This window comes from Phycisphaerales bacterium, assembly GCA_040221175.1.
Taxonomy (GTDB): Bacteria; Planctomycetota; Phycisphaerae; order Phycisphaerales; family UBA1924; genus JAHCJI01.
Map to the genome: position 1 here is coordinate 1,203,303 of JAVJVK010000004.1, position 19,199 is coordinate 1,222,501.

Below are 19,199 nucleotides of genomic sequence, written 5' to 3' on the forward strand. Positions count from 1 at the left end.
CCGGGCCACGGGCCCACTACCCTTGGGCCTTGATCCTGCTCATCGACAACTACGACTCGTTCACCTGGAACCTCGTCCAACGCCTGGGCGAGGTCGCACTGGCGCGCGGTGAAGTCCTCGAGCCCGGCGTCGGCCTGGTCGTCGCACGCAACGACGAGATCACGCCCGACCAGGCCGCCGCCCTCGACCCCTCGGGCATCGTCATCAGCCCCGGCCCGTGCACGCCCACCGAGGCCGGCGTGTCGGCGGCCATCATCGAACGCTTCGCGGGCGTGGTGCCCGTGCTGGGGGTGTGCCTGGGCTGCCAGGTCATGGCCCAGATGGACGGCCTGCCCGTCGCCCGCCACGACGTGCCCGTCCACGGCCGGACCAGCCCCGTGCACCACGACGGCTCGGGCGTGTTCGCCGGCCTGCCCAGCCCGATGGAGGCCGCCCGCTACCACTCGCTGGTCATCAAGGGCGAGATCCTCCCACCCGTACCCGGCCGCGACGGATGGGCCATAACTGCCTGGACCGACGAGCCCACCGCAGACGGCGGCGCGCGCCGGGTGCTCATGGGCCTGCGCCGCGTCTGGGCCGATGTTGCCAGGGCCCCGCTGCTGGGCGTGCAGTTCCACCCCGAGAGTTATCTGACCCCTGAGGGCCCTGCGCTGCTGGGGAACTTCCTGGGAATGGTTGCTCGTCATCGACAAGCCGTCGCCGCCGCGACTGTCTCATGAATCGGGGAACATTCTCCGATTCTCGAGGTATACTCCCCATGGTGACACCCGTCCGCTTCATCGCGTTGTTGGTGTCCCTGGCCGTCGTGCTGGCCGGGCCGGTATCAACGTGGGCCGCCACGGGCGATTGCTGCTGCGTCGAGACGGCCGCCCAGGTCGATGCCGACGTCGCGGATTCCTGCTGCGGATCGGATGCGCCCGCTGACCAGAATTCGCACGACGAAGAGCCGGGCGATTGCCCCAGCGACTGCGACGCGTGCGTGTGGTGCGCCACCATGGGCCAGTTCGCCAAGATGAGCCGCCCCCCCCTGGGGCTTGACCTGCCCGATCCGCAGCCCGACGCGCTCACGGCACTCGAGCCGCAGAGCCACGCCATCGAGGCCCACTTCTCGCTGCTGCGTCCCCCGCGAGGCTGAACGTCCGCACCCGCGTTGCGCGCCCGCCTTATGGCGGTCGCGCGATGGTCCATGCGCAACGTTCACCCGCGGAGAGTCCGCCATGAAACCTAAGTCTGTATTCGGGCGCATCCCGCCCTCGACGGCCGTCGCCGCCGGCGTCGCTGTCATGCTTGCCGGCATCGTTTTCTGGACCGCCGGCGAGAGCTTCACCCCGGCCACGCCGGTGCGCGTGGCGCCGGTGGTCTTCGAGGCATCGGCCGCCGAAACGCAAGCCGCCGAGCCCGGCGAACGCCAGCCCGCCGGCCAAGCCATCCAGGCCCCCGGATGGCTCGAGGCCGCCCCGTACTACACCGCCGCCACCGCGCTGACCGACGGCGTGGTGGCCGAGGTGCTGGTGCTCGAGGGACAGACCGTCGAGAAGGGCCAGCCCGTCGCGCGGCTCGTACCCGACGACGCCACGATCGAGCTCGCAGCCGCCCAGGCCGACCTGGCAAGCGCACAGGCCGAACTGGCCGTCGCCGAAGCCAACCTCCGTGCCGCCCAGACCGACTGGGACAACCCGATCGATCGCGAGCGCGCCGTCGCAGCCACGAAGGCCCAGCTCGCCGAGACCCGAGCCCAGCTCGCCCAGTTGCCCGCGCTGATCGAGACCGAGCGGGCGATGCTCAAGCAGATCGAGGCCGAGCTCGACCGCGCAAGCCGGGCCGAGCGGGGCGGGGCCGCCAACGAGCTGGAGGTCATCGTGCTCACCCAGCGCGTGGCCGGCCAGCGGGCAACGCTGGAAGCGACCGAGCAGCGGCAGGCAATCCTCGAGGCCCAGCGCAACCGCCTGCAAGCCGAGGCCACCGCCGCCGAGCGAAACTACGAGCTGCGCATTATGGAAAAGCAGAACCTCGACCTTGCCCGCGCCAATGCCCAGCGAGCCGAGGCGGCCGTCCAGGTTGCACGGGCACGGCTTGACGAAGCACAACTCCGCGTCGATCGCCTGACCATCAACGCCCCGATCACGGGAGCCGTGCAACGTCGACTGAAGGTTCCCGGCGACAAGATCATGCTGGGCATGGACGACCCGCACTCGGCCCACGTCGTGCACCTGTACGACCCGGCCAAGCTCCAGGTCCGCGTCGACGTGCCGCTGGCCGACGCGAGGCACATGTTCGTGGGCCAGGAGTGCGAGGTCATCGTCGAAGTGCTTCCCGACCAGACCTTCGAGGGCGTGGTCGATCGCATCACCTACGAGGCCGACCTGCAGAAGAACACGCTCCAGGCGAAGGTCCGCGTGCTCGATCCCTCGCCCCTGTTGCGGCCCGAGATGCTCACACGCGTGAAGTTCCTGCCCCGCGGCGGCGGCCAGCAGGAAGCGCCAGAGCTGGGCGACACCGCCATGCTCGTGCCCACGGGCGCCATCGACGGCGGCCGCGTGTGGGTCGTGCGCAACCGCCGCGGCGACACGGGCAAGGCCTTCGCACAGGGCATCGAAGTGCTCGAGGACCTGGGCGACTACGCCCGCGTCCGCGGCGCGCTCCGATCAGGAGACCTGCTCGCGCTCGACACCACCAATCTCAACGACGGCGCTCGCGTGCGCATCGCTACAGGCAGCAAGGACAGCGACCAATGACATTGATCAAATGCGAACAACTCACTCGTGAGTTCAAGAAGGGCGACGAGATCATCCGTCCGCTCGACGGGCTCGACCTGAACGTCCCCGCCGGCGAATTCATGGCCCTCATGGGCCCCAGCGGCAGCGGCAAGACCACGCTGCTGAACCTCATCGCCGGCATCGACAAGCCCACCAGCGGCAAGCTCATCATCGATGGAATCAACATCGCCGACCTCAGCCGCAACAAGCTGGCGGCCTGGCGCAGCGAAAACGTCGGCTACGTCTTCCAGCTCTACAACCTCGTGCCCGTGCTCACGGCCTTCGAGAACGTGGAGCTCCCACTGCTGCTGCACAAGCTCAGCCGGGCCGAGCGCCGCCAGCGCGTGCAGAAGGCCCTCGAAGACGTCGGCATCTCCGACCGGAGCGACCACTTCCCGCGACAGCTCTCGGGCGGCCAGGAGCAGCGGGTGGCCATCGCCCGCGCGATCGTCACCGACCCGACCATCCTCGTGGCCGACGAGCCCACGGGCGACCTGGACAAGCCCTCGGCCAAGTCCATCATGGAACTGCTCAGCCGCCTCAATCAGGAGCAGGGCAAGACCATCGTGATGGTGACCCACGACCCGGGTACCACCGACTACGCCACGCGCACGCTGCACCTGGACACCGGCAAGCTGGCCGGCGACATGACGCACGACCGAGCCGACGCGGACTCGAACGCCGCCGAGGAGGTGTTGGCATGAATATCTTCCGATTCGTCCCCTACATCGCAAAGCAGGCCTGGCGCCACCGCGTGCGTTCGGGCCTCACGCTCATGGGCATCGCCATCGCGATGTTCCTGTTTACGGCCGTGCAGGCCATGCGCAACGGCGTCGAGGCGGCCACCACCGCGACGGCCAACGACACCACGCTGGTGGTCTACCGCAAGGACCGCTTCTGCCCGGTCACCAGCCAACTTCCCCAGGACTACCAGCGCCGCATCGAGTCGATCCCCGGCGTGGTGTCCGCCGTGCCCATGAAGGTCGTCGTGAGCAACTGCCGGACGAGCCTGGACGTGGTGACCTTCCGCGGCGTACCCAAGGACGACTTCATCGCCGCCCGGGGCGAAAAGTTCCAGGTCATCGACGGCAGCCTCGAAGACTGGAAGCGGCGCACCGACGCGGCGCTGCTGGGCGAGACCCTGGCCACCCGCCGGGGCCTGAAGGCCGGCCAGACCTTCGACGCCGCGGGCATTACCGCCTATGTCGCGGGCGTCATCCGCTCGAAGGATCCGCAAGACCACAACGTCGCCTACACCGCCCTGGAGTTCGTGCAGCTCGCCGGGCGAGACCAGTTGGGCATCGTCACGCAGTTCAACGTGAAGGTTGAAGACGCCAGCATGCTCGACCCCGTGGCCGAGGCCATCGACGATCAGTTCGCCCGCGCCCAGGACCCCACGCAGACGTTCGGTGAGAAGGCCTTCGTCGCGCGCATCGCCGACGACATCGTCGAACTGGTCGGCTTTGCCAACTGGCTGGGCATTGGGGCCCTGATCGCCGTGCTCGCGCTGGTGGGCAACGCCATCATCCTCAGCGTCCAGAGCCGCATCGCCGAGCACGCCGTGCTGCAGACCCTGGGCTTCAACGGCCGCCTGGTCGCGTTGCTCATCGTGGCAGAGGGCGTGCTCATCTCGCTCATCGGTGGCGTGCTGGGCGCGGCCGTCGCCATGCTCGTGGCGCGCTTCGGCAGCTTCGCGCTGTCGGTCGAGGGCCAGTCCATCCCCATCACCGCGAGTTGGCAGCTGCTGGCCGTGGGCGTGGGCGTGTGCGTAGCGCTGGGCGTGCTGGCGGGGCTGGTGCCCGCGTGGCAGGCCTCTCGCCGCGAGATCGCAACGTGCTTCCGGGCCGTGTAAGAAAGGAAGCCGATGCGGCTGAGACAACTCCCCTTCGAATACGCCTACCGCAACCTCGGCCGCAGCCGCGTGCGCATGCTCGCCAGCATCATCGGCGCCACGCTCGTGGTGCTACTGGTGCTGTCCGCCGCTGGCTTCGTCCGTGGCATGCAACTGACGCTCACCCAGGGCAAGGGCCTGCACGAGAACGTCATCATCATGAGCACCGGCAGCGAGGAAGCGCTGGAGCGCAGCCAGATCGACGCCTCCACCGCGGGCCAGGCCATCGCCAGCATCCCGGGCCTGGTTGAGCGCGGCGGGGTCACCTACGCCTCGCCCGAGATCAACATCGCCCTGCCGGTCAACACCGACGCCAGCGACACCACGCCGCGCCAGGCCGTCATCCGCGGCGTGCGCCCCGTCGCGTTCCTGGTGCACAGCGAGGTCGAGATCGTCGAGGGACGCCAGCCCCGCAGCGGGCAGGACGAGATCATCGTCGGCTCGCTGGCCGCCACGCGCCTGGGCCTGCCCGACGAGCGCCTGGCCGTCGGCAACACGCTGTACTTTGACAACCGCGACTGGACCATCGTCGGCAAGTTCCGCGCGCCCAACACGGTGATGGACGCCGAGATCTGGATGCCCATCATCGACTTGCAGGTGGCCACCAAGCGCGAAGCCACCCTGTCGGCGGTCGTGGTGAGCCTCGACACCGCGCGCTTCTCCGACGTCGACGTCTTCGCCAAGAGCCGGCTCGACCTCGAAATCACCGCCATGCGCGAGGCCGACTACTACGCTTCGATCGCCGCGTTCTATCGGCCCATCCGCATCATGGTCATCGTCACCGCCTCGCTCATCGCGCTCGGCGGCCTGCTGGGCGGGCTGAACACCATGTACGCCAGCTTTGCCGCCCGCGTACGCGAAATCGGCACGCTCCAGGCCTTCGGCTTCACGCGCGCCGCCATCGTCACCAGCCTCAGCGAAGAGTCGCTCTTCGCCGCCGCCATCGGCACCATCTTCGGGGCCATCCTGGGCCTCTTGCTGCTCGATGGCCTCGCCGTCAAGTTCTCCATGGGCGCCTTCGCGCTCACGCTCGACGCGCCGGTCATGCTCGCGGGCATCGCTGGCGGCGTGCTCGTGGGCCTGGTGGGCGCCATCCCGCCAGCCATTCGCTGCCTGCGTTTACCCATTCCCCAAGCCCTCAAGATGCATTGAGTACCATTGCACCAACCGAAAGGAGCCTCCCCATGAAGTTCACACGCACCATCGCCGCCGCCTCCATCGCCGGCCTTGCCCTCGGCCTGGTCGCCTGCAAGGAAGAGTCGACGAGTTCGACCGACGGCGCCTCGACGTCCAGCGCCGCTCCGGTCTCGGCCGAGTGGAGGCTCGCCTCCATGCCAGCCGATGCGCAGGGCGTCAAGAGCATCAAGGACACCGCCGCCGAAGGAGACACCGTCACCGTCCGCGGCATCATCGGCGGCCGCAAGGACGCATTGAGCAAGGACTCGGCGTTCTTCGTGATGGTTGATCCCGCACTGGAAAACGTCTGCGTCAGCGAAGACGACCACTGCGACACGCCGTGGGACTACTGCTGCGCCATGCCCGAAGACATCCAGGCCAACAGCGCCACGGTGCAACTCGTCGATGCCGAGGGAAACCCGCTGGAGTTTGATCTCTCGGGCCAGGGCATCTCGCCGCTGGACGAAGTCGTGGTCGTCGGCACCGTCGCGGCCCGTCCGACGCCGCAGGTGCTCACGATCCGCGCCACCGGGCTACATCGCGTGGCCCAGTAGGCCATAATGCCTCATGTCCGATGCGCAGAAGATCACCGATGCCCTGAGCGAATTGCACGCGCGGTACGCCGGCCTGGATGACGGCGAGCTGGCCGACTACATCCCCGAGCTGGCCAACGTCGACCCCTCGCTGTTCTCCATCGCCGTCGCGACGGCCGACGGGAACGTCTGCGCTGTCGGCGATCACGAGACCCCGTTCACCATCCAGTCCTCCTCCAAGCCCTTTACCTACGGCCACGCGCTGGGCATGCACGGCCGCAGCATGGTGCTCAGCCGCGTGGGCGTCGAGCCCACGGGCGACGCGTTCAACTCCATCATCAAGCTCGACGCGGCCAACCGCCCCCACAACCCCTGCGTCAACAGCGGCGCCATCGCCGTCACCAGCCTGCTGCGAGAGATGGACGCCACCGCAAGCGTCAAGCAACTGCTGGACAGCTTCAACCGCTTCGCCGGCCGAAAGCTCAGCGTCGACCTGCCCGTCTTCACCAGCGAGCGCACGCACGGCAACCGCAACCGCGCCATTGCCTACCTCATGCTGCACTTCGGCATGATCGAGGGCGACGTCGATGCCATCCTCGACCTCTACTTTCAGCAGTGCGCCATCCAGGTCACATGCAAGGACCTGGCCGTCATGGCGGGCACGCTGGCAAACGGCGGGATCAATCCCGTCACCGGCGAGCGCGCCCTCGACGCCGCCTACGTCCGCGACGTCCTCACCGTCATGCAGACCTGCGGCATGTACGACTACTCGGGACAATGGGCATACACCGTGGGGCTGCCGGCCAAGAGCGGCATCTCGGGCGCCATCTTCGCCGTCGTTCCGGGCAAGCTCGGCATCGCCTGCTACTCGCCCAAGGTCGACCACCACGGCCACAGCGTGCGCGGCCTGCGGGTCTTCGAAGACCTCTCCCACGAGTTCGGGCTGCACTTGTTCGAGGTCGACCACCAGGACGGCACCGCCGCCATCGACTCGATGTTCGAGCGCCGCACGCCCGGCGCCCAGCCAACCACCGATGCGCTTCCCGAGAGTCCAACGGCATACACGCCCGATCGCGGGCGTGCTCCGGAACACTCAGAGTAAGGAAGGGCCGAGACGAGTCGTGCTCAGCTGGCCTCGGCCCGAGGGTGCGCCTTGTCGTAGCTCTCGCGCAGACGCTGGCCGCTCAGGTGCGTGTACACCTGCGTGGTGCTCAGCGACTGGTGGCCCAGCAGGGCCTGCACCGCGCGAAGATCGGCGCCATTGTCCAGAAGGTGCGTGGCGAACGTGTGCCGCAGCGTGTGCGGGCTGATCGAAGAATCCAGTCCCACCATGCCCAGGTACTTATCCAGCTTCCGACGGACGCTCCGGCTGCTCAGCCGCTTGCCGTGCTTGTTGATGAACAGCGGGGTCTTGTCGGCCTCGCCCTTCAGCACGTTGCTGAACCTGGGATCGGTGCGCAGTCGCTCGACGTAGCGGCCCATGGTCTCCATGGCACGCTCGCCCAGCGGCACGAGGCGCTCCTTGTTGCCCTTGCCCTTCACACGGATCACCCGCTGTTCGAAGTCGATGTCGGCAAAGGTCAGGCCCACCAGTTCGCTCACGCGGAGCCCGGTGGAGTAGAGCGTCTGCAGGATCGCTCGGTCGCGCGTGCCCAGCACGTCCTTCTCGTCCGGTGCGCTCAGGAGCTGCTCGACCTGCTCGATCGTGATGGCCTTGGGCAGCCGCTTGGTCTGCCGAGGCGTGCGGATCTGCACCATCGGGTTGCTGCTGGCGACCTTGCCCCTGACGGCCCACTTGAAGAACGAACGCAGCGTGGCGATCTTGCGCGCCAGCGTCGCGGCCGAGTAGTGGTGCGCGTCCAGGTGCTCGAGGAACTTGCGAATCAGCTCGCTGTCGGCCTCGCAGATCGCATCGGTCAGCGTCGGGCCGGCGCCCTTCTGGCCCGCCAGGCGGCGTTCGTAGGCGGCCTGCTCGGCGGCAGGGTCGATCTCGCGCTGCAGGTGCTCGATCAGGAACTCGATGAACTGCTTCAGGTCGGCCCCATAGCACCGGGCGGTGTAGGGGCTGAACTGACGCTCATCGGTCAGGTAGGTGCTGAAAGCTTCGGTGAGCGGCAATGCCGTCATGTCTGCACTCCTTCGCGGGGTCCACCGCGGACCCTGCAGGCGTCTGAGCGAGGTCCGACTCGCACGCCCGACGCATGAGATATCGGCCAGTTTCGAAGGCGGGTTTGGTTCCGTTCAAACATTCTGAACGACTTTTTTCGCATCGATAGCTACTGGCTTTCCCTCATTTCCGTGGCCTCCAGGCCACCCGTGGCCCGATCTCGGGCCAAACGAACCCATTCGCGGCGGAGCAGCAGCCCCACCGACTCGTACGTCACGAATCGCTCGTACGAAGGCATGCTCCGCAGGTACCGCTCCCACCCGAGCGACGACACCGTTTCCTGACGCCCATCGGCGTAGCGACGCACCCGCATCTTCACGTCGTGGTCACGCCCGTCGAGCACCAGCATGACCGAACTCGCCGGTCCGCGACCCTCCAGGCTCTGGGTGCCGAAGTAGTCGTAGTCGGTCGGCTCGTCGCGGAGGTTCCGAGGATCGATCTCGATCTCGGTCGAGCCGCCCCGGGCCAGCGAACCCGGACGGGCGTATAGCCCGAGCGCGATGCCCATGACCGGCGCATATGGGTCATACGCGGTAATGCTGCCCACCACCACGCCGTCGGCGCCGACCGCCCGGGCCAGGCGATCCAGATCGGCCGGCGTTTCGGGGTGAACCATCTCGAGGCTGGCCATCGCGTCGATCGTGCGGTTCAGCGGCAACGCTCGGAGTCCCTGCACCTGGGTGATGGTCGCCACGAGCGTGTCGCTCACCACCAGGCGGTCCACCGCCGTCGTCCCGCTCTCGTTGCGAAGGGGAACGACGGCCCACACGGGCTCGCTCGGCGTGCTGGCATATGGCGAAATCAACTGCTGCGGCGGTCGCAACGGATCGGGCTTCGCACAGCCCGACACCAGCGATACCACAACCGACAGGCTCAGCGCGATCAACGCGCTCCAGGCTTTCATACCCGTATTGTTGCACCAAAGAACAACGCCCGGAGTTACCGGGCGTTGCGATCAATGGATTTTCGGGCTTTCCCTTAGTTGCCGCCCGTGTCCGGCACGCCGGTGTACGCCGGGCCCTGGTTGGCTGGGTTGTTGACGTCGGGGTCAACGCCCGTGGCCGCCAGGATGGCGTTGTTGGCGCTCATGGACCAGATGTTGTCCACGCCGCCGCGATCGGAGATGTAGAAGATCTCGTTGCCCGGGCCCCACGAGGGCATCAGGTTGACGGCGTTGTCGTCGGTCAGCTCCACCAGGGCGGTGCCATCCTGGGCCACCATCCACAGCTGGGCCGAAGTCGGACGGGTCTCGTCCATCTTCGCCCACTGGGTGGGGTTGGGCACGGTCGCGAAGCTGATCCACTTGCCATCGCGGCTCCAAGCCGGGTTGATGCACGCGGCATACGGGCTCGAAGCGACCTGTGTCAGGTTGCTGGCGGTCATGCCGTTGAAGTCCAGGCTCCAGACGGTAAAGGCGCGATCGCCGCGCTCCTTGCTCTGCTGGAACAGGATGCGCTCGCCGTTGCCCGTAGCGCTGTTGCCGGCAACCGGCGACCACTGCGGGAACAGGCCGTAGGTCAGGAACTTGCTCACGCCCGGGTTGCCGACTTCGGTTACCCAGAGCTCCCACTTACCGCTCACCTCGCCCAGGCGGCTGAAGGCAAGGTACTTGCCATCGGGCGACCAGGTCGGGTGAAGCTCGTGGCTGCTCTCGGTGGTGATCTGCACGGCCTTGCCACCGGTGGTGGGCATGACGAACAGGTCCCAGTTGCCCGAGCGATTGCTCGAGAAGGCCACCCGCGTGCCGTCGGGGCTGAACTTGGGCATCACGTCGTTGCCCTCGCTCTTGGTCAGGCGCGTGATGACGCGGCTGTCGACCGGCTTGATGAAGATGTCGCTGGTCAGGCTGTGCTGCGTGCTGGCGAACGTGATGTAGCGACCATCGGGCGACACGTCCGGATCGAAGTCGGCGCCCTCGACGCTGAAGCTGATCTGCGAAAGGTTGTTGCCGCCGATGCGATCCGGATCGAGCGCCACCAGCCCGGCATTGTCGGTGAACACCTCGCCGTAGAAGCCATGCACCGCGTCGGTGGGCTGGAACTGGGCGGGCGTCTTGGGGCTCAGGCTCAATCGCTCGCCGGCCCGAGGTGAACCACCCATGTGCTGGAAGCCCTGCGAGTCATCGGCCGTCAGACCGATGGCGTAGGGATCGATGGGCGTGGACGTTGACGGCGAGCGGTTGCGGTCGTAGTTGCTGCTGGCCACCGGCTGGCGGTACGTCGCCCGCGCCGTCGTGGGCGTGCTGGTCTGCTGCTCGCTCGTGCGGATCACCGGGCCGCCGGCCGTAGCCGTGCCCGAGCTGGTGCTGCACGCGGTGGTCAAGCCGGCAACCGCGATCAGCGCCGCGGCGGCCAGGACGGTCGAGTTCATGCTGCTGTTCATCATCGTTCGGGTCTCCATCCCTGGTTCACGGTCCCGTGACTTCCAATCGGCGGGCCAACCGCGGCCCTCGCTGCACCGCCCGTCGCGGCACACGCCACGCGGGCAAGACTCCCGGCCGAATGTCCGGACCAATCAGTCCGGTCACATCGCCCGTGACGGTTGTTTCGGCGCTCCAGAGACCCGCCTGAAGTCCGACTGCCTCAATGCAACGAAAATCGACCGCCCGCCCCGAGCCAAGACCGGGTTATGGGTCGCTCGCCAATGAAAAAGACCCGACGCTCTCACGTCGGGCCTCACCACGGCTCCCGTTTGCTTGCAGCGAATCAATGGCCCTCAGGCATGGCTATCGGCCGACCGTCCCACGATCGCGGGGGTCTCGCCCCGCCGGACCCACGGCACGTTGGGCCGCTCGTCGGTGGTGTGGGTCAGGTGCTCGAGGTAGTGTCGAAGCTGCGGCTCGGCGAATCTCTCTAAGAAGGCTGGCGAAGCCGAGCGGTTGATGGTGATGATGCGATCGACGACCTGCTCCCGGGTCAATCGCGTTGAAGGGCCAGGCGAGTGGATCTCCGCCATCTCGCACGACTCGGGCATGGCAGCCAGGTCGCGCATCGTGTCGTCTCCGATGTTCCCCGAGCAGCCGGTCCGACGGGCCGGCCGCGGGGTGCGGTGGTTTCGGCCCTTCGAAAGCCCCCGATTCACATTTTTCGGACCTCCGAACGCCGCTCTCGCACGCATAAACTCGATCATGCTGCTCTTTGGCCCAAGGTCTGGTGGTGGGTGGATGCTCCGCTCACAAGGTGCTGAGCCCGACTGGCCCGCCTGGGCCGGCAACATTTTTTCAGACGCACCCGAGCCCCAACCCAACCAAACACTGATCGCCTGGTCGGGCTGGTTCGATGATCAGGCCGACCCCCAATCGGGCGTCTTCCATCACGACCCACGCACCTGGACCGCCATCGGATGGGAAACCCTCGAAGCCCGGCTCGGCGAGATCCTGCCCAGGTTCGAGGCCGCGAACGCCAGCCTCCTGCTGCGGCCGCACGTGCGTCATGTGATATCGGACGCTCCGGCCATTCGGCGCGTGCTGGGCCTCTTCGAGACCTCGGCCCTGGGCATCCTCCTCGAGCCGGCCGCCATGCTCACCGCCGGCATGACCGGCGACGCCAGGGACCACCTCACCCGCATCCTCGAGGCCCTGGCCCACCACGAAGGCGTCGCCGCCGTGCTCATGACCGGAGCCGAGCGGCCCGCCCTGGGCGAGGCCGACGGCGAGCACGACGACATCCTCGTGCCCGCCCCGCTCACCCGCGGCTGCCTCGACTACCACGACCTGCTGGCGGTGCTGACCGACCACGGCCCGTTCGAGCGGCCGCTCGCGCTGTACGACGAGGATGTCCCCGCGCAGCTCGACATGCTCCGCCAGGCCGGCGTCCTACCCTCCCAGCCCGCTCATTCCTAGATATCCGCAGGGAGCCAGCATGCCCACCGAGCCCCGCACGCCCACGCTCGACCACCCCAACTTCAAGGCCGTCAAGGACGCCTTCCCGGGCGCCAAGCTCAGCGGCACCGAGTTCCGCGGGCTCAGCTCGCTCATCGTCGAGCCCAAGGACGCCCACGCCGTCATGGCGTTCCTTAAGAACGACCGCGGCTACGACTTCCTGTCGGACGTCACCGCCGCCGACTACCTGAACTACCCCGCCGACATGCCCGGCCGTTTCGGCGTGATCTACAACATGATCAACACCCAAACCGAGGACCGCTTCCTGGTCAAGACTTACGTCGATCCCTCGCTGCCCACCGACGGCATCCAGGAGGATCCGTCGCTGGTGGTCGATAGCGTCACCGACATCTGGCCCGGGGCCGAATGGCCCGAGCGCGAGGTGTTCGACATGTACGGCATCCGCTTCAACGGCCACCCCGACCTCCGCCGCATCCTGACCTGGGAGGCCTACCCCGCCCACCCGCTGCGCAAGGACTACCCCGTCCGCGGCCGCGGCGAGCGCGAGAGCTACAAGATCGTGGATCGCAGCGATGCGTGAGTGAGGCGGGCGGAGCAAGTTCCCTTGCTTCAAGCGTCGTTTTGGGTCATACTGGGTACATGCGTCGCGCCGCTTGCTTGCTCTCTCTTGTACTTTTGACGAATGTGGCGGCGACACTCGCCGACCCCTGCGACAGCGTTCGCATTCCGCCGCCCGGCGTCGTCCCACCGATCGACTTCGGCGGCCGGCTCATCATCGACGGCGACTTCTGGTTCATCGGCGACGTCAACGCCCGCGTGCTCTGCCCGGGGTACTTCGGCTGCACCAGCGGGGCGATGCACGTCTACGAGATGGTCGACGGGTCGCTCGAGCATCGCCAGATGATCATCCCGCCCACCCCAAGGGCGGGCGACTTCTTCAGCGGCGCGGCGGACCTGCACGAAGGCCGGCTCATCATCGGATCCCTGACCGAGGAGTGGCCCGGGCTCACGGCCAAGGGCGGCGCCTTCGTGTACGAGTACGACGGGCGCAACTGGGTCCAGACGAGCGACATCCGGCCACCCGATGGCATCGATCCCACGCTGTCGAGCCGCCTCGGGAGCTTCGTCGCCATCGAGGGCAACGCGGCCTACCTGCGACCGCTGAGCAAGCGGACCGTCTTCGCGTACGAGTTCGACGAGGGCGAGTGGACGTTTGATCGGCTCATCGAGAGCCCGGACGGATTGCCGGCCAATGCGTTCTTCGGGCAGGTCGTGGTTCCGCACGGGCCGTGGCTGTTCATCAGCGCGCCGCAGGATTCGACGGCGTTCGATCGCGGTGGCTCCGTGTACGTGTTCCGCCGCGATGCGGGCGGGTCGATCCAGTTCCACCAGAAGCTGATGCCGTTCGATGCGCCCGGCGGTGTTGCGAAGAACCAGGCCTTCGGCGTCGACGTCGCCTTTGACGGCGAAACGCTCGCGGTTGGAGCGTACGGGGCGATGCGGGGTAGCGTGGAAGCCGGGGCCGTGCTCACGTACGAGCTCGTAGGCGATCAATGGACGTTCGCACAGGAGCTTTTGCCGCCGCCATCGGACGAGTCGTCCGGCATGGGGCTACCCGTTGAGTTCAGCGGCGACGTACTGCTAACAAGGGCGTCCGCCGAGCGCACGCCGACCACCTCGGCGTCCGTCCACTACTTCCGTCGCGGTGGCGACGGAGAGTGGGCGCACGTCGCACGGCTCGATCCCGATGTCCCCGTCTTTTCGCGATCCTATGGCATTTCGATTGCGATCCAGGGTCAGCGGGCGCTGTTGGGAGCCATCGACGATTTTGACGCCTCGGGCGACGACTTCGGCGCCGCCTACCTCTTCGATCTATCCTGCTTCGGCTGCCCCCCCGACCTCGACGCCGACGGCACCCTCACCATCTTCGACTTCCTGACCTTCCTGAACCTCTTCCAGGACGGCGACACGCTCGCCGACTTCGACGGCGACGGCGAGCTGACGATCTTCGACTTCCTGGCGTATCAGGACGCATTCGACGCGGGCTGCCCGTAGCGGCCTAGAAGATCGCCCACAACGCGATCACCACCGCCAGCACCACGCCACCCACGATGGCCCAGATGGGCGTGCCCTTGCGCGGACCAGATCCCGGGCCCACGCTGGCCTGGCAGTGCCAGCACACTGTCGCGTCGTCGTAGAGTTCGGTGCCGCAGCGCCAGCAGGTCTGTGTGACCCCGCCGAAGCGGTCCAGGTCGTCTTCGCTGGGGCCGTCGTCGGGCAGGCCGAACTCGGGGGCATGCTCGAGCACCTCGCCCCGCCGGGCCGCGGCTCGCTTGGCGATTGCGGTATCGGGCATGTCGTCGAGCGGGCGATCGTCGCGGGCCATGTCTCAATCGTACCGGCCGCCGCCGGCACGCCCCCGCGGCGCGACAGGCCGGTGGGGCTTCTCCCAACAACCTTGTTGCCGAGCACTCGGCCGGGCCCGATGGCGGCTCTTTCGAGCTATTGATTGAGAATTCGCCCTAGGGTCGATAGACATCATCCGGCCGCGCATCGTTTCGGTCGGGCGAGGCCCCAAGGAGGTAGACCATGGCCAGAGAAGTCCATCTGACGGCCCGCCAGCGGACGGCCCTGAGCGTTCCCCCGCTGCTATTGCGCCTTGTGCTGGCGATCATCTTCTTCTGGGCAGGCTACACCAAGATCTTCGGATACATGGACGTCACCCCGGAGAACCGCGGCGCGCTGGTCGCCGCGGGCGTGCTCCCGGCTGCCGGCGCCCCAACGCCGGCGGACGAGACCCCCGTCGACGAGCCCGCCCCGGACACGGCGCCCCCCGCGGCGCCAGACCCCACCGAGCCGCCCGCCGAACAGCCCATCGACGAACCGGCCGGCGAGCCCGCAACCGATCCGATTGACGAGCCCGATCCGGTCGACGACCCGACGGACCCGATCGAAGACCCCGTGGACGAGCCCGGGCTGGCCGCCGCGGATGAACCAGCCATCACCCTCGTCGCCCAGGCCTCGCCCGAGCGTGTGCGCAAGCTCAACGGGCTGGCCTTGTTGCTCTATGCCTCGGCCAATCCGCAGCCCGAACTGGCCGACGACGCCGACGGCACGCTGGAGGCCCAGCGGCCCATGGCGCTCTGGCCCGCGGCGGTGGGTTCGCCGCCTTGGCCGGTGCGATTCGCGTGGGCGGCGGCGTTGACCGAACTGCTTGCCGGCCTTGTGCTGCTCGTGGGCCTGTTTACGCGCCTGGGCGGGCTGTCGGTCGCCGGGGTCATGGGCGTGGCCATCTGGCTCACAGAGATCGGTCCGGCCATCCAGAGCGGCAATACCTGGCTGGGCTTCCTGCCCATGTACGAGCCCATGGACGTCTCGAGCTACACACGCCTGCTGTACCAGTTCTCGTTGTTGATGATCGGCCTGGCCCTGCTGTTCTCGGGCCCGGGCATGCTGTCGCTGGACCGCTGGATCTTCGGCAAGAGCGTCGCAGACGACGAGGACTAACCCGGGCGAACCCCGAATCTGGGGAACACAACCGCGTTCGCAAGCGAAGGTCTCTGGTGGCTGGGCTCCTATGGTGAGCCACTCGCCATTGGAGGCCTTTCTCGTGACCACCACCGACACCTCGGCACTTCAGGACGCCACCATCCTCATCGTCGACGACGACAAGGACGTGCTGCTGGCCATGGAAACCGCCTTCAAGGCCGAAGGCGCCGTCACGCACACGGCCGGCGACGGCAACCGGGCCATCGAGCTGACCCTGGAAGAAAAGCCGGACCTGGTGATCCTGGACATGATGCTGCCGGCTCGGTCGGGCTTCCTGGCCCTTGAGAAGATCAAGGGCAACACAGACAGCCCGCTGGTGATCATGGTGACGGCCAATGATGGCAAGCGGCACCAGGCATATGCCCAGTCGCTGGGCGTCGACGGCTACCTCATCAAGCCCGTGCCGCTGGGCCAGCTCATGGAAACGGCCGCCGAGCTCCTGGCGAGCCGCAAGTAGGGGGACCCCGGCCGGATGCCCAAGCGTCAGATCGTCATCGTGTCGTCCGAACCCGCCGACGAGGGCCTGCCGCCCCTGGGCACCATCGATGAGGTGTCACAGGCACTGGCCGACTTCAACACCGCTCCGGATGGCTCCGAGCGCAGCGCCTCGGCCGGCACGGTGGTGCTCCACGGCCCGGGCCTGGTCGTCGAACTGCCGATGGGCCTGGACCGGGTAACCCAGGGCCTGGTGACCCTGATCGACGAGGACGTCGCCTGGCCCGTGCTCATGCGGCTGGTGAAGAACCTGCCCTGGAAGCTGCTGGATCTGGAGACCGGCCGCAGCTTCGGCTGACCCGCTCGTTTTCACTTCTGCGTGCGTCCGAAGCCCCGCTCCGTGCGTGGCCGGCTGTCAAGTTGGGCAAGAACTGTCGTATGGGCGATGGCCCCACGTCCGATTTGGTCTTTCGTCAAGGAAAAGACCTGGAAAATCTTGCTCGATCGAGTCTTTTCTGCACGGATCGCGATACGAAAAAGCCCCCAGAGGGGTATAACTGATTGTGCCAGCATGCAGCAACGTGCTGGCGCTCGTTTGAGTTTCGTGCACGTTTGTATGTAGGAGAGACAAGATGACCAAGATCAGCGCTGTTATCGGTATCCTCGGCGTGGCCGGCATGGCCGCCGCCCAAGTCAGCCCGGGCCCCTTCACCCCCGAGGCCACCGACGATTACGAGAGCTACCCCGGCGCCCGCGCCGAGATTACCTCGATGTTCGGCGGCACGGTTCCCGTGATCCCCGGTTCGGTGTTCCACGCCTCGGTCGACGAGGGCAACTGGAGCGACTTCCGCAGCCCCGGCGGCCCGATCCAGCCCACCTCGGGCACGAAGTTCGGCACGCTGTTCGGCTTCGGTGACATCACCCTCGACTTCACCGGCTTGGGCGGCATCCTGGGCTTTGGCGGCATGGCGAGCGCCGCGGGCGTTGGCGCCGACACCATCGAGTTCTTCGACATGTCGGGTGCTCCCATCGGCAGCTTCGTCGACGCCGACGGCTTCGGCCCGGGCGACGGCACCATGGAAGCCTTCAGCTTCGTGTCGACCGTTCCGATCGGCTCGGTCCGCCTGGACGGTGTCGAGACCGCCTACGACGACCTGACCTACACCACGGTTCCGGCTCCGGCCGGCCTGGCCGTGCTGGCCGGTCTTGGCGCCATCGCCAGCCGTCGTCGTCGCGCCTGAGCCACCTGCGTTCAGCCGATTCTGCTTGACCATGCGCGCGTCTCCGGGGTGCCGGAGGCGCGCGTTTTTTCGTACCCACCCCCGCTTCCGGCCCGACCGCACGCCCAACACCCTAAACTCGACGCGTGGACACCCTGCTTGCCGCCCTTTCGAACTGGAAGTCCTTCACCGCGCTGGTGCTGGGCGACTTCATGCTCGACCAGCAGCTCTACGGCGATGCCGAACGCCTGAGCGCCGACGCACCGGTCCCCGTGCTGCGCGTCACCAGACAGGAAGCCATGCCCGGCGGCGCGGGCAACCTGGCCGAGGACCTGGTCGCGCTGGGCGGCCACGTGAAGGTCTTTGGCGTGACGGGCGAAGACGCCGAGGGCGCGATGCTTCGTGATCGGCTCGGGGCGGCGGGCATCGACACCAGCGGGCTCATCGCCGATGCCCAGCGCCCCACCACGGTCAAGCGCAACCTCATCGGCCTGGCCCAGCATCGCCACCCGCAGAAGATGTTTCGCGTGGACTTCGAATCTCGCGAGGCGCTGCCCGAAACCATCTCGAAGAACGTGCTCGCCGCGCTCGAGGCGGCCCTATCCGACGCGGACGTGCTGTGCCTGGAGGACTACGACAAGGGCGTGTGCGACCAGGCGACCTGTCGCGCAGCGATCGAGCTTGCGCGCAAGCATGGCGTTCCACTGCTGGTCGACCCTGCGTCGCGCGACGACTTCGGCCGCTACCGCGGCTGCACGTCGATTACGCCCAACCGAAGCGAGGCCGAGCGCGCGACGGGGCGGCGCCACTCGATGAACTCGGCCGCCCAGCGGCAGGAACTGGCCCGCGAACTGGCCGCAGCGCTCGATTGCGAGGCCGTCGTGCTCACGCTTGATAAGGACGGCGCGCTGCTGCTCGAGCAGGATGCCGAACCGCTGACCATTCCGACCGTGGCGCGCGAGGTCTACGACGTCACCGGTGCGGGCGACATGATGCTCGCCGGCCTGGCCGCCGCCCGGGCCAACGGGCTGTCGTGGCCCGATGCCGTACGCTTTGCCAATGCCGCGGCGGGGCTGGAGGTCCAGATCTTCGGCGTCAAGCCCATCCCGCTGGCCGACGTCCACCGCGAGCTGTTGCGGCAGGCCGGGCGGTTGACGGGCAAGCTTCGCACGCTCGAAGAGGTTCGCGCCGAGGTCGCCAGCGTCCGACGAAACGGTGGCACGGTCGTCTTCACCAATGGCTGCTTCGACGTGCTGCATGCCGGACACGTCTCGCTGCTCGAGAAGGCCGCCACGCTTGGCGACTTCCTGGTGGTGGGGCTGAACAGCGATGAATCGGTGCGCCGGCTCAAGGGCGAGGGGCGGCCGGTACACGCCGGGCTGGATCGCGCGCGCGTGCTGGGCGCACTCGAGCCCGTTGGCGCCGTGGTGTTCTTCGAGGATGACACGCCGATCGAACTGATCGAAGCGCTGACGCCCGACGTGCTGGTGAAGGGGGCCGATTACGCCGGCAAGGAAGTCGTCGGCCAGCGCGTCGTCGAAGCCGCCGGCGGCCGCGTCGAGCTCATCGATCTGGTGCAGGGGCTGAGCACCACCAGCGCGCTGTCGCGTCTGGGGGCGGGGCGGTGAACC

The 19,199-nt window shown here is 67.5% G+C and carries 21 protein-coding genes; 16 read left to right on the top strand and 5 right to left on the bottom strand.

Going from position 1 to position 19,199, the window contains the following annotated elements; translation table 11 throughout:
• The first annotated feature begins 29 nt into the window (after window positions 1-29).
• The 8 genes from RIE32_07445 to glsA all read left to right on the top strand — a co-directional run bounded on the left by RIE32_07445 (window position 30) and on the right by glsA (window position 7,458).
• Window positions 30-719 (top strand): aminodeoxychorismate/anthranilate synthase component II, encoded by a 690-nt coding sequence (locus tag RIE32_07445; protein ID MEQ9096081.1) that lies wholly within the window; start codon window positions 30-32, stop codon window positions 717-719.
• A 38-nt stretch (window positions 720-757) separates the two neighbouring features.
• A complete protein-coding gene (locus tag RIE32_07450; GenBank protein ID MEQ9096082.1) occupies window positions 758-1,135 on the top strand; it encodes a hypothetical protein in 378 nt (125 codons plus the stop codon).
• 82 nt (window positions 1,136-1,217) lie between these two features.
• Window positions 1,218-2,735, top strand: a complete 1,518-nt coding sequence (locus RIE32_07455) for an HlyD family efflux transporter periplasmic adaptor subunit (GenBank protein ID MEQ9096083.1) — start codon at window positions 1,218-1,220, stop codon at window positions 2,733-2,735.
• A complete protein-coding gene (locus RIE32_07460) occupies window positions 2,732-3,460 on the top strand; it encodes an ABC transporter ATP-binding protein (GenBank protein MEQ9096084.1) in 729 nt (242 codons plus the stop codon). The genes RIE32_07455 and RIE32_07460 overlap by 4 nt, the downstream gene beginning before the upstream one ends.
• Complete coding sequence (locus tag RIE32_07465) at window positions 3,457-4,608, top strand: FtsX-like permease family protein (protein MEQ9096085.1); 1,152 nt, start codon at window positions 3,457-3,459, stop codon at window positions 4,606-4,608. Before RIE32_07460 ends, RIE32_07465 begins: the two co-directional genes overlap by 4 nt.
• A 12-nt stretch (window positions 4,609-4,620) precedes the next feature.
• Window positions 4,621-5,799 (top strand): FtsX-like permease family protein, encoded by a 1,179-nt coding sequence (locus RIE32_07470; GenBank protein ID MEQ9096086.1) that lies wholly within the window; start codon window positions 4,621-4,623, stop codon window positions 5,797-5,799.
• A 32-nt stretch (window positions 5,800-5,831) separates the two neighbouring features.
• Window positions 5,832-6,377: a hypothetical protein gene (locus tag RIE32_07475; protein MEQ9096087.1), complete on the top strand. Its 546-nt coding sequence runs from the start codon at window positions 5,832-5,834 to the stop codon at window positions 6,375-6,377.
• Window positions 6,378-6,390: 13 nt separating this feature from the next.
• Window positions 6,391-7,458 carry a glutaminase A gene (gene glsA, locus RIE32_07480; GenBank protein ID MEQ9096088.1) on the top strand — a complete coding sequence of 356 codons (1,068 nt, stop codon included), beginning with the start codon at window positions 6,391-6,393 and terminating at the stop codon, window positions 7,456-7,458.
• A 23-nt stretch (window positions 7,459-7,481) separates the two neighbouring features.
• Here glsA and xerC read toward each other — a convergent pair whose 3' ends face one another.
• The 4 genes from xerC to RIE32_07500 all read right to left on the bottom strand — a co-directional run bounded on the left by xerC (window position 7,482) and on the right by RIE32_07500 (window position 11,514).
• Window positions 7,482-8,483 (bottom strand): tyrosine recombinase XerC, encoded by a 1,002-nt coding sequence (gene xerC / locus RIE32_07485; protein ID MEQ9096089.1) that lies wholly within the window; start codon window positions 8,481-8,483, stop codon window positions 7,482-7,484.
• 149 nt (window positions 8,484-8,632) lie between these two features.
• The gene (locus tag RIE32_07490) at window positions 8,633-9,427 is read right to left on the bottom strand and encodes a hypothetical protein (protein ID MEQ9096090.1); all 795 of its coding nucleotides are present in this window, start codon (window positions 9,425-9,427) and stop codon (window positions 8,633-8,635) included.
• 74 nt (window positions 9,428-9,501) lie between these two features.
• Window positions 9,502-10,908: a DPP IV N-terminal domain-containing protein gene (locus tag RIE32_07495; GenBank protein MEQ9096091.1), complete on the bottom strand. Its 1,407-nt coding sequence runs from the start codon at window positions 10,906-10,908 to the stop codon at window positions 9,502-9,504.
• A gap of 330 nt (window positions 10,909-11,238) precedes the next feature.
• Window positions 11,239-11,514 carry a hypothetical protein gene (locus RIE32_07500; GenBank protein ID MEQ9096092.1) on the bottom strand — a complete coding sequence of 92 codons (276 nt, stop codon included), beginning with the start codon at window positions 11,512-11,514 and terminating at the stop codon, window positions 11,239-11,241.
• Window positions 11,515-11,650: 136 nt separating this feature from the next.
• Here RIE32_07500 and RIE32_07505 point away from each other — a divergent pair, with 136 nt between their 5' ends.
• The 3 genes from RIE32_07505 (at window position 11,651) to RIE32_07515 (ending at window position 14,419) form a co-directional block, all read left to right on the top strand.
• Window positions 11,651-12,364, top strand: a complete 714-nt coding sequence (locus RIE32_07505; protein ID MEQ9096093.1) for a hypothetical protein — start codon at window positions 11,651-11,653, stop codon at window positions 12,362-12,364.
• A gap of 19 nt (window positions 12,365-12,383) precedes the next feature.
• On the top strand, window positions 12,384-12,944 hold the full coding sequence (locus RIE32_07510) for an NADH-quinone oxidoreductase subunit C (protein ID MEQ9096094.1): 561 nt from the start codon (window positions 12,384-12,386) through the stop codon (window positions 12,942-12,944).
• 104 nt (window positions 12,945-13,048) lie between these two features.
• The gene (locus RIE32_07515) at window positions 13,049-14,419 is read left to right on the top strand and encodes a GC-type dockerin domain-anchored protein (GenBank protein ID MEQ9096095.1); all 1,371 of its coding nucleotides are present in this window, start codon (window positions 13,049-13,051) and stop codon (window positions 14,417-14,419) included.
• A gap of 4 nt (window positions 14,420-14,423) precedes the next feature.
• On the opposite strand, the gene RIE32_07520 is transcribed toward RIE32_07515, so the two are convergent.
• Window positions 14,424-14,750, bottom strand: coding sequence for a hypothetical protein (locus tag RIE32_07520; GenBank protein ID MEQ9096096.1), 327 nt, complete (start codon window positions 14,748-14,750; stop codon window positions 14,424-14,426).
• A 203-nt stretch (window positions 14,751-14,953) separates the two neighbouring features.
• Between RIE32_07520 and RIE32_07525 the strand changes: the two genes are divergently transcribed.
• The 5 genes from RIE32_07525 to rfaE2 all read left to right on the top strand — a co-directional run bounded on the left by RIE32_07525 (window position 14,954) and on the right by rfaE2 (window position 19,196).
• Entirely contained in the window at window positions 14,954-15,871 is a 918-nt protein-coding gene (locus RIE32_07525; protein MEQ9096097.1) for a DoxX family membrane protein, read from the top strand.
• Window positions 15,872-15,974: 103 nt separating this feature from the next.
• Window positions 15,975-16,370: a response regulator gene (locus tag RIE32_07530; GenBank protein ID MEQ9096098.1), complete on the top strand. Its 396-nt coding sequence runs from the start codon at window positions 15,975-15,977 to the stop codon at window positions 16,368-16,370.
• A gap of 15 nt (window positions 16,371-16,385) precedes the next feature.
• Window positions 16,386-16,706 carry a hypothetical protein gene (locus RIE32_07535; GenBank protein MEQ9096099.1) on the top strand — a complete coding sequence of 107 codons (321 nt, stop codon included), beginning with the start codon at window positions 16,386-16,388 and terminating at the stop codon, window positions 16,704-16,706.
• A gap of 274 nt (window positions 16,707-16,980) precedes the next feature.
• Complete coding sequence (locus RIE32_07540; protein ID MEQ9096100.1) at window positions 16,981-17,589, top strand: hypothetical protein; 609 nt, start codon at window positions 16,981-16,983, stop codon at window positions 17,587-17,589.
• Window positions 17,590-17,714: 125 nt separating this feature from the next.
• Window positions 17,715-19,196 carry a D-glycero-beta-D-manno-heptose 1-phosphate adenylyltransferase gene (rfaE2, locus tag RIE32_07545; GenBank protein MEQ9096101.1) on the top strand — a complete coding sequence of 494 codons (1,482 nt, stop codon included), beginning with the start codon at window positions 17,715-17,717 and terminating at the stop codon, window positions 19,194-19,196.
• The last annotated feature ends 3 nt before the right edge of the window (window positions 19,197-19,199 follow it).

Coding starts and splice junctions, on each gene's coding strand:
- RIE32_07500 (MEQ9096092.1), bottom strand. CDS start 11,514: ATGCGCGACCTGGCTGCCATGCCCGAGTCGTGCGAGATGGCGGAGATC.
- RIE32_07525 (MEQ9096097.1), top strand. CDS start 14,954: ATGGCCAGAGAAGTCCATCTGACGGCCCGCCAGCGGACGGCCCTGAGC.
- RIE32_07460 (MEQ9096084.1), top strand. CDS start 2,732: ATGACATTGATCAAATGCGAACAACTCACTCGTGAGTTCAAGAAGGGC.
- xerC (MEQ9096089.1), bottom strand. CDS start 8,483: ATGACGGCATTGCCGCTCACCGAAGCTTTCAGCACCTACCTGACCGAT.
- glsA (MEQ9096088.1), top strand. CDS start 6,391: ATGTCCGATGCGCAGAAGATCACCGATGCCCTGAGCGAATTGCACGCG.
- RIE32_07540 (MEQ9096100.1), top strand. CDS start 16,981: ATGACCAAGATCAGCGCTGTTATCGGTATCCTCGGCGTGGCCGGCATG.
- RIE32_07505 (MEQ9096093.1), top strand. CDS start 11,651: ATGCTGCTCTTTGGCCCAAGGTCTGGTGGTGGGTGGATGCTCCGCTCA.
- RIE32_07520 (MEQ9096096.1), bottom strand. CDS start 14,750: ATGGCCCGCGACGATCGCCCGCTCGACGACATGCCCGATACCGCAATC.
- RIE32_07490 (MEQ9096090.1), bottom strand. CDS start 9,427: ATGAAAGCCTGGAGCGCGTTGATCGCGCTGAGCCTGTCGGTTGTGGTA.
- RIE32_07495 (MEQ9096091.1), bottom strand. CDS start 10,908: ATGATGAACAGCAGCATGAACTCGACCGTCCTGGCCGCCGCGGCGCTG.
- RIE32_07455 (MEQ9096083.1), top strand. CDS start 1,218: ATGAAACCTAAGTCTGTATTCGGGCGCATCCCGCCCTCGACGGCCGTC.
- RIE32_07450 (MEQ9096082.1), top strand. CDS start 758: ATGGTGACACCCGTCCGCTTCATCGCGTTGTTGGTGTCCCTGGCCGTC.
- RIE32_07475 (MEQ9096087.1), top strand. CDS start 5,832: ATGAAGTTCACACGCACCATCGCCGCCGCCTCCATCGCCGGCCTTGCC.
- RIE32_07510 (MEQ9096094.1), top strand. CDS start 12,384: ATGCCCACCGAGCCCCGCACGCCCACGCTCGACCACCCCAACTTCAAG.
- RIE32_07535 (MEQ9096099.1), top strand. CDS start 16,386: ATGCCCAAGCGTCAGATCGTCATCGTGTCGTCCGAACCCGCCGACGAG.
- RIE32_07470 (MEQ9096086.1), top strand. CDS start 4,621: ATGCGGCTGAGACAACTCCCCTTCGAATACGCCTACCGCAACCTCGGC.
- RIE32_07465 (MEQ9096085.1), top strand. CDS start 3,457: ATGAATATCTTCCGATTCGTCCCCTACATCGCAAAGCAGGCCTGGCGC.